8 protein-coding genes are annotated in these 13426 nt (G+C 57.7%); 1 reads left to right on the top strand and 7 read right to left on the bottom strand.

All coding sequences use genetic code 11. From position 1 onward, the window contains the following. Positions 1–530: 530 nt before the first annotated feature. The 6 genes from R5M92_RS00810 to R5M92_RS00785 all read right to left on the bottom strand — a co-directional run bounded on the left by R5M92_RS00810 (position 531) and on the right by R5M92_RS00785 (position 11002). The gene (locus tag R5M92_RS00810) at positions 531–1592 is read right to left on the bottom strand and encodes a hypothetical protein (protein ID WP_346797120.1); all 1062 of its coding nucleotides are present in this window, start codon (positions 1590–1592) and stop codon (positions 531–533) included. 8 nt (positions 1593–1600) lie between these two features. After that, complete coding sequence (locus tag R5M92_RS00805; RefSeq protein WP_346797119.1) at positions 1601–3907, bottom strand: DEAD/DEAH box helicase family protein; 2307 nt, start codon at positions 3905–3907, stop codon at positions 1601–1603. Further along, positions 3907–4101 (bottom strand): hypothetical protein, encoded by a 195-nt coding sequence (locus R5M92_RS00800; RefSeq protein ID WP_346797118.1) that lies wholly within the window; start codon positions 4099–4101, stop codon positions 3907–3909. The genes R5M92_RS00805 and R5M92_RS00800 overlap by 1 nt, the downstream gene beginning before the upstream one ends. Further along, positions 4098–4688, bottom strand: coding sequence for a zeta toxin family protein (locus R5M92_RS00795; RefSeq protein WP_346797117.1), 591 nt, complete (start codon positions 4686–4688; stop codon positions 4098–4100). The genes R5M92_RS00800 and R5M92_RS00795 overlap by 4 nt, the downstream gene beginning before the upstream one ends. Further along, positions 4678–8022 (bottom strand): DNA methyltransferase, encoded by a 3345-nt coding sequence (locus R5M92_RS00790; protein WP_346797116.1) that lies wholly within the window; start codon positions 8020–8022, stop codon positions 4678–4680. The genes R5M92_RS00795 and R5M92_RS00790 overlap by 11 nt, the downstream gene beginning before the upstream one ends. Before the next feature lie 145 nt (positions 8023–8167). Then, entirely contained in the window at positions 8168–11002 is a 2835-nt protein-coding gene (locus tag R5M92_RS00785) for an SNF2-related protein (RefSeq protein WP_346797115.1), read from the bottom strand. A 62-nt stretch (positions 11003–11064) separates the two neighbouring features. Between R5M92_RS00785 and R5M92_RS00780 the strand changes: the two genes are divergently transcribed. Continuing rightward, a protein-coding gene (locus tag R5M92_RS00780) for an IS3 family transposase (RefSeq protein ID WP_346795833.1) occupies positions 11065–12239 on the top strand; the annotation gives its coding sequence in 2 pieces (ribosomal slippage) (positions 11065–11320 and positions 11320–12239; 1176 coding nt in all). 187 nt (positions 12240–12426) lie between these two features. Here the strand turns inward: R5M92_RS00780 and R5M92_RS00775 are convergent. Continuing rightward, positions 12427–13425, bottom strand: coding sequence for an IS5 family transposase (locus R5M92_RS00775; RefSeq protein WP_346795917.1), 999 nt, complete (start codon positions 13423–13425; stop codon positions 12427–12429). Position 13426 lies beyond the last annotated feature (1 nt).

The raw sequence follows: 13426 nt of genomic DNA, 5'->3' as shown, positions 1-13426 counted from the left end.
CTTGATCAGAAAATACCGCGAGACCGGTACTGATGAAGGCTAGTTGCTTACTTTCAGGGAAAGCGATCAATGAGGGGATATTGCAGTCAATAAAAATTGGTGGGCCCAGTAGGACTTGAACCTACGACCAAGGGATTATGAGTGCAACCAAGCCGTTTCGAGGATCGCGCCTGCAACGCATAGCTCAGTAATTTCAGAGGCTTACGTATTTCCACTCATTACATGGCTCACACGGAATTCACTCAGTCGGCAACCAAACCGCAACCAGCGCAGCTGCCCCTTCAATGCTTGGCCACTACACTGCGCCAACCACTCGGAGTCACCTCAGCTACCACCCTCCTACTCTCGTGGGCATAATGCCACTCCAGCATCAGCACCTAGCCGTTGCTGGAGTGCGCCGCCTGCTCATCGAGCACCATCTCGACCGAACACCTCAGCCTCGATACTATAGGTATTGGGCAGGCCCATCATCTTCATCACCGAGCGGACTTAACGGTGGGTGAAGCTGGAATGGAGATAGGCAGAAGAAGTCATGGCTGCAGAGTCGCTTCTTCGGCCGGTTGGCCTGCTACCACCTGCATCAAGCTATCCAGGTAGTTCGAATCCGACATGAACAGCACGTGCTTGGCACGCAGCTCCTCAGCGGTCATGCCCCAGTGGCTGGTAATCCACTCCCGCGTGGTACTGGTAGGCGCCAGGATGACGCTCTCCAGCTCGACGTGCTCGCTCTTCAGGCGCCGCTCCACATCCTTGATGCGCTCTCCGAACTCGATCTTCTCATCCTTGGGCCCGGTATGGCGTAGCCCATGGGGGTCGACGAAGACGATGCGCTGGCGGTCGTCCTGCACATGCCAGAGAACGAAGTCGGGGTAGAACCCACCCGCCTCGAAGAAGCCGATGCCTTGCTTCACCAGGTTGCGCAGCAGGTATAGTTGTTCGCCACGTTCCGCTATCGCCTGATGGTTTCGCTCCAGCCAACCTTTCAGGTCCTCAACGAAGCGGAACTCGCTGTCGTTAAGGGCAACAGGCTCGACGCGGATACGGCTGTCCTTGCCCAGATGCAGCAGCGGATTGTATAGGTGCGCCCCGATTTGCACGGCGCTGACGCCGTTGGCCTTGGACGACCGATACATACCCTGGCGCTGCTTTTCGATGGTTTCCTTCATCTGCTTGATGTCGTCGATCAACGCCGATTCGCTGCCGTCGACGATCAGCTGATACTCCTTGGTATCCGGCAGGTTGCCTCGGGCATCCTCGAGCGCGACCAGCTCCATGCGCGGCTCCAAGTAGGCGCGGCGGTGGTAGTTGAAGACCCGATCCATCAGCAGCGACAGGAGCTCCAGCGCCATGCTCTGGTAGCGTTGGAAGTTGTCGGCATGCAGCTTCCACTGGTCCTCGGGGACCAGCAGCCTGTACCACACCTGACTCTTCAGTAGCGCCGGGAGTCGGCTGGCATAGATGAGCAAGTTGGCATAGCCACGGGCTCGCCTGTAGCGCTCCAGGTCTCGCTCAAGGGCGGCCATGTCCAGAAACAGCAAGCGCTCGTCATCGAAGTAGCGCTCGTGCTGCTTGGCCTGACCGGGCTTGGCCATTACACCCTTCACGCCCGAGGCCTGTAGGCTTTCGACCCGGGGTAGCGGTCAAGCTCTACCTTGCGCTCCTTGAGCACGATATCCTGCGTCAGGCCCAGCTCATGACGGAAACCGCTACCGACGGTAGCCACAGGGTGCCCGAAGCGCACCAGGGGGCCGTCGCGATGAAAGCTGTAGGCCTGCTTGGTGTCCTGTCGGACCTTGGGACGCAGCATCTTCAGCGACTTGCCCACGTCCTCCATCACGTTCAGCTTGAGCGTATGGATCTCGGGCTGGTCGTTGCCCGGCAGGCCCTCGTCCTCCAGGAAATCCCGGAAGGTCGCCATGAAGTCGGCGCCGACGCCGAAGACGTTGAGGGTCTCAAGCAGATAGAGGTGCTTGGGCGCAGTAACTGGTGCGAGCCGGCTGGAGCGCATCAGGCTCATGTCGCGGCCTTTCAAACGCACACCGCGCCCGAACAGCTGGATGATCTGCGAGCCCTCCTTCTTGCCGGTGTTCATCAGCCCCATGCTGGAGACACGCCAGCAGTTCCAGCCCTCAATGAACTTCTTGGAGCCGATCAGCAGGTTGACCGGCGAGCTCTCGCGGGTGACCTCAGCGAAGATGGGCTTGGCCAGCTCCGACTTGCGTACTTGAAGGTGCTTGATCTTGAGCTTTTCCAGGTGCTCTGCCAGGCCCAAGGCATCGCCCACGTTGATCAGGCCGAAGGGCTGCTCCGCTTCACCCACCTTCAGCAATAGCTCGCCAGAATCACCGGTGATTCGATCTACATTCAGTGTGCCGCCGCCCGGGGCATGGAAGGTGTGGGTGAGGATGTCGTGGTGCAGCTCCTCGACAGAAGGACCCTGCGACTTGAGCCAAGGAAAGCTACCCGAGAAGATCTCATTGCCTTGCTTGTCAATCAGCCCGGTAATTGCCGCATCCCCCTCGTAGACGGCACTGAGCGCCCGGCGGGCCTCATCCTTCTCTCCGAGGAACCAGGCCAGAAAGCCCAATATCTGGGCAATATCTGCAGCTCGCTCATTATAGTTCTTGGCAGTCTCCTTACTGCCGTCATCCTTGACCACGCTGGCCCCGACGAACACCCACAGCGGTGCGGCCAGGTTCCACTGGGTCAGCTGGCTGTGTTCTTCCTGGTAATAGCGCTGCTGCTGGTGGAAGGCCAGCAGTGCCGCCGTAAGGTAGGTGTAGCGCTGCTGTGTCTCCTTCTCCGGCAGGTTGAAGATTCGGTAATCCTTGCCGTAACCATCTTCGTAGAAGTAGCGGTAGCCGTAATCGAACAGGATGCTCTTGGCGTAGGTCTCCTCCACCGCAGCATCCTTGGCGGCCACCACGGCTTCCTTGAAGGTGGCTGAGTACTCGAAGGTAAAGCCACGCCCGGCCAGCTTGTTGCGATGCGACAGCCACCCCTTCTCTTCGCTCGCCGATCCTAGCCCGCGGTGCCCTTCATCGACCAGCAGCAGGTTGCCATCGCCGAAGCTGTCCACCGCCATGGTCTTCTTGCCCTGCTCGATGCCGAGCTTGGTAATTTCGGTCACGGCAACACGGCTCAGCGATTTCCTCTCGCCGCTAAACAGGTCACCACCGTCCTGGCTCAGGCGCTCCGCCTCCAGGCAGGAATCGCGGCACTCCAGCAAGTGTTGCTCACTGAGGCGCTCGTTGGGCGTAATCAGAATGATCTGGCCGTAGTCGGCGATACGATGATTCTTGCGAGCGTAATGCCGGAACTGACGCACGTTCGTGTGCATCAGCAGCGTCTTGCCCGACCCCGTGGCGTTTTGCAGGCACAGCTTGTTAAGGTCATCGTCCTCATAGGGGCCGATACCGGTCTGGTAGCCTTGTCCCTGCCAGTAGCTATTGAACCGTTCGACCTGGCGGTTGAGGCTGGCCTTGAGCGCCTCGCGGTCGCGGAAGTACTCGTGGAGGTAGATCTCAACGAACAGCAGGGTCAGCCACTGGAAGTATTTCCAATCGACCTCGGTCTCACGCTGCTGGTTGAGGGCATCGGTGTGTTCCACGATGTTGGCGTCGAAGCGCTTCAGATCCTCCTCACCGTACTTCCAGGTGGGCTGATAGCTACCCAGCAAGGCGTGGAGATAGTGGTGGTGGCGATCACCGGTCAGCCTGGGGTCACTCTCCTTGAGCGTCTTGTTGAGCAGGGTAATCGGACGCACCCGGCTGCCGCCGTCTCGGTATTGCTCCAGCGGGTCGATACCGAAGCGCGTCAGCACCCACTGGTTGAGTATCAGCTTCTTAAGGAAGTCGCTCTTGGCACTGAGCTGCTTGATCTTGGTTTGACGTGGCCTCCGTGCCATCAGTGCGACTCCCGGCCCTGCTCGTCCTGCTCCTCCATCGGCTTTGCCGGCGCATCCTCACCCACCAGCACAGGCTTGCCGTCTTGCCAGATCACGGCGTACTGGCCGAGTCGACGCTTACGGTCTAGGGTGTCAGCGACTGCGGTTCGGAGGCTATCGAGCATCTCCTGAGTGTCCTGTGCCAACTGAGTCATGGCCGTGCCTCCTTGACAAGTAGGTTGTAGTAGCGGTCATCGAGAATATGGCGCTCTTGTCCAGTCTGTTCAAAGACCGGCTCCGGGGTGCCGCCAGCATTCATGAAGCAGCGCGCCCGGGAAACGCAGGGCGCGTAGAGCGTCAGCAGGTTGTGCAGGCTGCGTGGGAAGCGGCGCTGAATGTCCTTTAGCGGGATATTGTGGCCACCATGAGATACTCGCTCTGCCACACGTAGACGTGACATCTCCGCCGAGGGGAGCGCCAGGTAGACCAGCTCGACTCGCCAGCCCGTAGCGAGCAGCCGCTTCACCAGGCTCAGATAGCCCCGCCCCGAAAGTGTCGTCTCGAAAGCGAAATCCTCGCCTTCCTCGATCGCATCTTCGATCTCACGCAGGAAGATGCGACTGGCGGCAAGCAGCTCCCTCTCCGGCGCCAGGGGCGAGAGACCGGCAGCAATCAGGTCGGCGTTGATAAAGCGCGCACATTTGGCCACCTGGGGCAGGTAGTGAAGCGCAAAGGTCGTTTTGCCAGCCCCATTGGGGCCGGCAACGATCCAGCAGGTAGGGGCGTTGGCTTCAGAGCTCATCGTCACATCCCTCCCACATGCGGGCATGGAAGGTCTCTTCCAGGCTATGCACTCGGCTACGCGCACTGCCGGTCAGGTTCAAGCCGTGCGGGCCGTTGATGTAGATGGCATCGAACTCACTGTCGGTGGTGCCGATCTTGTACTTTTCCAGAAGCGCCTCCAGCACCGCGGCATCCTTCTCGGGGTCGTCGGTCAGCTTGCGCCACACCACCAACACCTTGGCCAGGTCCTCGTCGCTGCCCGGGATACGGCGCACATGCCCCTCCACCTGGCGAATCCAGTAGGCACCGTCTTCGTTCTCACGCAGGCTAACCGCTCTGAGCCGGGTGTGCTGGTCCTCCGGCAGCTCGGGGTCTTCCTCGCGCTCGAAGCGGGCGACGTAGGTGCGGGGCTTGTCGAGGTGAGTGACATGCAGACCAATCAGCCAATTGAAGGTCTCGACCAGGTCGACGGCCGTTTCCCGGGTCTCGTCGCTGCCGGGCTGCTTGACCTTCAGGGTGTAGCCTTCCGGATCGCGGAACCACTCGGTATTGAGCAGACTCGACGAGCCACGGGTTTCCACGTCGAGCAGGTACTTGAGGGTGTAGTCGCGGCGCAGCTCCGGGTTCTGTTCCATCAGCGCGTCGCGCTGGGGGTTATCGTCCAGCTCGAGGTTGTTCAGGGTGTCATCATAGCTTTCAAGAACTAAATACTTGAAACAGTGACTTACTCCAGAATTTTCCCCACCTTTTGTTGTGACAGGATATCCATCACTCCAACTCGCTGCGTAGACGGCCTTCATAACCCTTGGCAACAGAACAGTGTCAAAATAATCATTGACTTCAGCCAGAAAGCATTTATGCCTACGCCCTGCTCTATTCATCTCAATTACAGCATGTGCTGTTGTGCCAGACCCGGCATAGAAGTCTGCAAAAAAACATTCCTCATCTTCATCTGACATCAAGTGCAGACAATCTTGAACAGCATAAATTGATTTTGGATAAGTAAAGACATTATAATCAGTGAAAAAATTCTTCAGGAACCCAGTTCCATGCTCAGTAGCTGAATATTTAGCATCAGCCCAGGTTGTTAAAGGCAGCACACCGTTTGACTTCGGCCTAAACTTGTAGTAAACAACTATCTCACCGTCTTTCACCTCTGCCTTATAACTCTCATTATTCTTCTTTAATTTTTCTGGCTCTCCCCGCCAGCGGCGTGCTACACCCTTTGAGTCAGTCGGGTATACCACACACTCAGAGCCAATTGGATCTTCTTTTAAAATCCATTCCCTCTTTTCATCATCCCACTGCATCTTGGGGATTCTAACGCTACCACCTTTAACAAAAATAGGGTAATACAGTGAAGGACGATCTTTTCTTTCCGAACCGGACCCTCTTTTTCTGAATAGCTCCCACATGTATGGGCCATCATCATCAGAATGACGATACCGTGCCATTTGCTTTTCATTTCTAGGAAGAAGCCCGACATAGCTTTGCTTTGACTTCCCAAAGAAAAGTGCATATTCATGCGATTGGGAAAAGCCTCTCGGCACTGGGCGGCCTGAAGGGTTATTTCGCACCGTCACAGTTCCAAGGTGGTTTTGGCTACCAAAATTCCCTTTAAGTATATAGCTTAGTTCGTTAAACTGATAATCATCAATGGTCGCACAAATAACGCCATTCTCTTTCAAAAGGCCAGAGCCTAAAGCAATTCTGTCATTGAGCATTGAGCTCCACGAGCTTGACTTGTAGCCATTCTTGTACAAGATTGGCCCGGCATCCGTATTATAAGGCGGGTCAATATATATTCCCCTTACTTTTTTTTCGTATTTCCTAAAGGCAACATTAAGGGCTTGAAAATTATCTGACTTTACAACAACACCATCACAAGCTTCGTCTATCGACTCAAAGCTTGAAATCAGCTCATCTCTAAATCCAGGACCAAAATTCCCTGTATCCAAAACCAAGTATTTAAAAACATTGCTTTCCAGAATGGATGCAGCACCACCCGCCCTCAATGCTTCTTTAATTTCAGCCGGGTCAATTCCGTAAATCTCACTCCAGGCCTGGAGTTGCCTTCCGTTCAAAAGCGCAGACTCTAAAAGCCTCGGAACATGAGAAAGTCTATCAATAGTTATCCCATACCCAACTTTTGTAACAAACTTCTTCTTCAACCAAAGCTTTTTCTGAAAGTTTTCAAGCTGCGCAAGGAAACGAATTATCTGCTTGGCAATCTTGCGCAGCACCTGAATTTTTTTGAGCTGCTGCTCGACTATTAGCACATCAGCATTGTCGATGTCATCCAGCCGCAAGATTTCGTTCTTGATATAGAAATCCAGCTCGCGGGTGAGAAACCCGCCCAGATCCTTGTGGATAAAATAGTCCATGGTGTTGCGGGCAGTATACTGCTGCAGGTACTTGCCCAGCAGGGTGCGCTCTTTTTGCTTGTCCGTCGGCGCCCGGGTAGCCAGTCCTTCTCGGAAGGCAGCTACGCCATCGGTGAGGCGCAGCGCCGCCATGATGATCTCTTCGGCCTCCTCGAGGCGCTTCTTCTGCCAAGTGCCACTCTGTCCGGTCTTGTCCGGGTCTGGCCGATACTCGAACTGCAGTACCAGGTCGGCACCTTCCAGGCGCACCGGCTCGTCGTGGTGGATGATGAAGAAGCGCTCGGTGCTCTCCTTCACATCGTTATGCTCACCTTCGGTGGCGTCCACCACACGGCAGTGCACCTTGAGCGCGGCATCCACTGAATCGAAGCCAAGGCCGGCCTGAGCAGCCGAGCCCTGCAGCTTCTTCAGCGCCTCGTTCAGGTTGAAGGTGAAGTTGGCCAGCGTCTCGGAGGACTTGACGTAGTACTGGTCCTTGTTGGCCCAGTGGAGGTAGATCTCTCGCCCATCGTAGGGCACCGCATAGGGGGCGGCCCGACTGTCATTCTCGGCGACGTGGTGGCGGCGACTCATGAAGTCGCCTTTGTCGTAGTAGCGGGAGAAGAAGCGGTAGAGATGGTCGTAGATATCCGCCGAGGCGTTCTGCTCGCGCTTGGCCACATCGTAGGCGGCCCGCGCCTGCTTCACCGCTGGGGCGCTGTCCGGGTCCGGGGCGCCCAGCTCTTCGGCCTGACGGCGCTTCTCCTCAATCTCCTGACGCATCGCTGCCAGCTGCTGTTCGCCCTGCTCGGCAAACGCCTCTTCAATGGCCTGGGCCAGGTCCTCGCGGATGAACCGGGAGAGCTGGTCGCTCTTGGCGTGCATGATGCGATAAAGCCCGAAGTCCAGCTCCGGCTTGTCGAGCTGGAACAGCTCATGGAGCAGCTTGATGAAGCGTTCCTTATTACCGTCGACTGTTGCTACATTCATTGGGCAATCCCATCATCCCTTGCAAAGATTTTAAAAATCAATGCGATATGCGCAAAACGGGGCTGAGCGCCAAGCTCAGCCCCTGTTGATTCGTTTGCCAGAATGATACCGGCCAGCACACCTTCACGTCATGTGTTGCGCGGATTCATGCAAGCTCCCAGCGTATCCGGAACAAGCGATGCGTCTGGCTCTTGCGGTGCATCTGGCGCTCCAGGGCATCGATGAGCGCATCGCGCTTCTCCTCGATCTCATCTTGCACGTCGAAGATCGCCTGGCGGTCACTGCGCTGCTGACGCTCAAGCGTCTTGAGCGCTTCCTGCGCGGCCTTCTGCTCCTCAAGGGTCTCGGCGGTGCGTGAGCGGCGCTTGGCATCCTTGATCTTGGCCCGCGTGTCCTCCAGCTGCGCTTCACTGGAAGCGACCTGATCATCGGCCCAGGCCTCCAGCTTGTCGCGCTCGCGCTGGAAGTAGCTGTGATTTTCCTCAAGCACACGGCTAAGGGTGGCATCCAGCTGCCGCTTGGCCAGCGCAGGGAGCTCCTGAGGGGCTTCGGGTGCGCTATCGGGTACTACCACCGCCGTCACGTTGAAGAGCCGCTCACAAGCCTCCTGGTCAAGGTGTGTGCCATCGTCGGCCAGGGCAGTGAAGACGAGGTGCTCCTCATGCTGGAAGCTGTCCAGCTCGAGCAGATTCAGCTCCAGCCATCCACTGCGGGTGGTGAGCTGTTCGAGTACCGAGATTCTCAGCGGGTGATCGGACAGATGGAAGCGCAGGGTGGCGACCGGCGTCTCTCGGCGGCGCGCGCTATCGAGAACATGCTCGCCCAGCGCATGGGTCAGCCGATAAACGTGGGCATGCTCGGGCGGCTTGATGCCCTTCCCCTTGCGAATCAGCCAGTAGTCACCGGCAGGCACGCTCTCTACCGGAGAGGCCTCCAAGTGAAAGGTCAGGCTGCTGTCGTTGAACTTGGCCTGCTCCGCCAGGCAGTGGCGGGTCAACTTCCAGAACAGCTTGCCGGTGCGGTCGAGCTGAGCCTCGGCCTTATCGCGCTGAACGCGCAGCAGGTCGTGGATCTGTTCGTCGAAATGCTCCAGCAGCTTGCTCTCCGTCTCCCTCATACGGGCATCGATATTGGCCTCCAGTTGCTCACGCAGCTCGGCGAAGGCCGCTTCAATTGCGTCCGGTGTACGGCACGTAGCATAAATAGCGGCAATGCGCTTCTCCACATCCGCGCCCGACTCCATCCGTCCGAGAATTTCATCGGAGGCCCCAAACAAGCCATCGAATAACTGGAATTTCTCGCTCAACAGCTCCAGCACACGCTTGTCGGCCTCGTTGCGCTGATTGAGGAAGTTGACCACCACCACATCGAATTGCTGGCCGTAGCGGTGACAGCGACCTATACGCTGCTCCACCCGCTGAGGGTTCCAAGGCAGATCGTAGTTCACCACCAGGTTGCAGAACTGCAGGTTGACCCCTTCGGCGGCCGCCTCGGTGGCCACCAGGATCTGCGCCTTGTCTCGGAAATGGTCGATGATGGCAGTACGGCGGTCGATGGCGGGACTGCCCGTCACACGGTCGCTGCCAGCATGCTCCGTAAGCCAGCGCTGGTAGATGCCCGTCACCCCGGGGCTGTTGTTGGTGCCGCTGAAGGTCACAACCTGATCGGCAAAGCCGTTCCGCTCCAGAAACCGGCTTAGGTACTCCAGCGTGCGCCGGGATTCGGTGAACACCACCGCCTTACGCGGTGCCCCCATCTCATCCATGCGAGCGAAGCCTGTTTCCAGCGCAGTGACCAGCGCATGGGACTTGGCATCCTCGTGAATCCCCCGAGCCAGGCTCAGGTACTGCTCGATTTCGGCGATCTCACCCTGCAGGCGAGTGGGATTGACCTCTTGTTCCAAATACCGGGCATCGGCCTCCTCCACTTCATCGGCTTCCGCTGCTTCCAACAGCTCCTCATCAAGCGACTCATCGGCCAGCAGCCGCTCCAGCCAGTCCTGTTCGACCTGGTGACGATTCTGCAACGACTCGAGTCGCTCCTTGAGGGTCCCCAGCGTCTGGATAATGGCAGTGGTGGAGGACGCCAGCAGCTTGCGTATGACCAGAGACACCAGGTGGCGTTGGCGAGTGGGCACGCCATAGCTGTCTTCGCGCTCCAGATAACCGGATACCAAATGGTAGAGACGCTGCTCATCCTGGGACGGGGTGAAGGGAATTGTCAGCGCCTTGCGCTCTGTGTACTGCACATACTCCAGCACCTGGCGGCGCAGGGTGCGTTTAGCAAACTCCTCCAGCCGGCGCCGCAGCCCCTCAATATCATTGCCGCCGCGCATGAATTGGCGGCGGAAGCTAATAGCATCGCCAAACAGCTGGTCGTCGATCACCGTGGAAAGGCCGTAGAATTCAAGCAGCGAGTTCTGCAATGGCGTGGCGGTGAGCAGCAGCTTCCGACTACCGGCGAAGGCACGTTTAATAGCCTGCCCGGTGCGATGACTCTCGCGATGAGCGTTACGCAGCTTGTGGGCCTCGTCGATCACCACCAGATCCCAGGGGATGGTGCGCAGCTGAGGCTCCAGCTTGGCCGCGAAGTGGTAGGACATCACGCTGATGACATCCTGATCCAGCGGATCGTAGATCCCCTGATCACGCTGTTGCTTGTAGGTGCGGGCATCCAGCACCTGGGTAGGCAAGTGGAACTTCTCGGCCAGCTCGGTCGCCCACTGCTTGCGCAGGGCAGCAGGTGCAATCACCAGCAAACGACGCCGACGCTCTGCCCAGTACTGGCAAATCACCAGCGCCGCTTCGATGGTCTTACCCAGCCCCACCTCATCAGCGAGCAGTACCCCCTTGGTCAGCGGGTTCTGCAGGGCGAACAGGGCAGCATCGATCTGATGCGGGTTGAGATCGACCGAGGCATCAAACAGCGAAGCAGCTAGGCGGTCAACGTCTCCCCCCCTGCGCTGGCGGTGTAGTGGCACAGTGAATCTGGCCACCTGATTTTGAGTGTATGATCACTCACATAGACAGTCAGGTGCAGATGATGACGAAGAAGAGAGCGTTCAGTCCGGAATTTCGCTTGGAGGCGGCCCAGCTCGTGGTCGATCAGGGTTACTCGCTGAAGGCGGCGTGTGAGGCCATGGGCGTTGGCAAATCCACCATGGAGTATTGGGTACGCAGGCTTCGTGCTGAGCGGGCAGGCAAGACTCCGCTGAAAGGTGAGGCTCTGACGCCGGAACAGCGTGAGATTCAGGAACTGAAGCGCAAGCTGCGGCGGGTGGAGGAAGAGAAGGAAATATTAAAAAAGGCTACTGCTCTCTTGATGTCGGACTCCCTGAACAATTCTCGATAATCGAGCGACTTGAAGAGAGCTATGCGGTGCAGCACTTGTGCCAGGTGTTTGGGGTGCATCGCAGTAGCTACCGGGCCTGGCGTGACCGGGACAGAAGGCCCTGTGAGACTGAGCAGAAGCTGCTGGACCAGGTTGTCGAGGCGCATACCGTCAGTAACGGCTCTGCCGGCGCTCGCAGCATCGCCAAAATGGTCACGCAGGCTGGAACATCGCTGAGTCGTTACCGGGCCAGCAGACGGATGAAGCAGTTGGGGCTGGTGAGCACACAGCCGCCAAGCCACGCCTACAAGAAGGCGGATCAGCCGCACCTGGATATCCCGAATTTTCTCGATCGGGAATTCGACGTAAAGGAGCCCAATCAGGTATGGACCGGCGACATTACCTATATTTGGACAGGGGCACGCTGGGCTTATCTGGCGGTGGTCATCGATTTGTATGCCCGTAAACCCGTGGGCTGGGCATTGTCCTTGTCTCCGAATACGGAGCTGGTGAAGAAGGCACTGACCATGGCCTACGAATCGCGTCGAGAGCCACCGGACATTCTGTTTCATTCGGATCAGGGTTGCCAGTACACCAGCCTGGCATTCCGACAGATGCTCTGGCGCTACCGGATGACGCAGAGTCTCAGTCGCCGTGGCAATTGCTGGGATAATGCCCCGACAGAGCGCTTCTTCAGGAGTCTGAAAACGGAATGGATGCCAGAGATTGGCTACCCCAATGTTGCGGCGGCGAAGCAATCTGTCACTGATTATATGATCGGTTACTACAGCAGCCTCAGGCCGCACAAGCATAACGGTGGCCTACCGCCGAATGTGGCAGAAAAGAACTACTGGAATACTCAAAATTCGGTGGCCAAAAACACTTGACCACTACAGCCTCCACCAAAATCATGTATTCCGTGTGCGTACCAACCCTAGGGAACCGCTGATCAATTAGCCTCTGAGCGACTGAAGGACTCAGAGTAGCAAAATCACCGAGTCAGCGATCATTTTCTAACCACCTTAGGTGGTCTGTTTTTCCTGCCAGCCGGACTATCCGGCTGACAGGGCAGATTCAAGGCGCACTGGCCCCGTCAACTCGGCCTTCGCATCGTGTCGCCAGTACCAAATTGGCCAGTCCGAACAGGCTGAATAGCTGCGCTTGGTTCTTGGCCAACCCCTTGTAGCGCACCTTGCGGTAGCCGAAGAGGTTCTTGATGACATGAAACGGATGCTCGACCTTGGAGCGGATGCTGGCCTTGGCCTTCTCGATTGCCAGCAGCAGCGTTTTCATGGGGCTGTCTTCCATCTTCTTGATGGGGCTGCGCTTGGCGGCAACACAGCAGCGGGAGGCCGGGGCATCCTTCTCTTCGTCCAGATACTTCCACATGCCGGTGTAACCCGCGTCGCCGTATACCTGCTTGTCATCGTCTCGGACCAGCTGGTTCACCATGGTGACATCGGCGACATTGGCCGAGGTGGCAGTGACACTGTGAGCCAGCCCGGTGACGGCATCAACGCCGATATGAGCCTTCATGCCAAAGTAATACTGCTTGCCCTTCCTGGTCTGCTTCATCTCCGGATCGCGTTGCTTGGCCTTGTTCTTGGTGGAAGGCGCCGCCGCCACGATGGTGGCATCGACAATGGTGCCCTCGCGCATGAACAGGCCCTTCTCGGTCAGATGGGCATTGATTTCCTCGAAGATCCGCTGGGTCAGCGCATGCTTCTCCAACAAGTGGCGGAAACGCAGCAGCGTGGTCGCGTCCGGCACACTCTCGATGGCCAGGTCGATACCAATGAAGTCACGCATGGCCTGGCTATCGTAGATGGCATCTTCGAGCGCCTCATCGGCAAGCGCGTACCACTGCTGCAGGAAGTAGATCCGCAGCATGCGCTCCAGGCCGATGGGGGGCCGGCCGCGCTTGCCTGCCGCGTTGGGAAAGTAGGACGGCGACAGTGCATCGATCAGCCGTTGCCAAGGCACTAGCGCCTCCATCTGGGCCAGGAACCGCTCGCGGCGGGTGACTTTTTTCTTGTTCTGGTGCTCGGCTTGGGCAAACGAGATCTGCTTCATC

The sequence above is a fragment of the Halomonas sp. Bachu 37 genome, assembly GCF_039691755.1.
GTDB lineage: Bacteria > Pseudomonadota > Gammaproteobacteria > Pseudomonadales > Halomonadaceae > Vreelandella > Vreelandella kashgarensis.
This window is presented reverse-complemented; position numbering and strand designations above follow the sequence as displayed.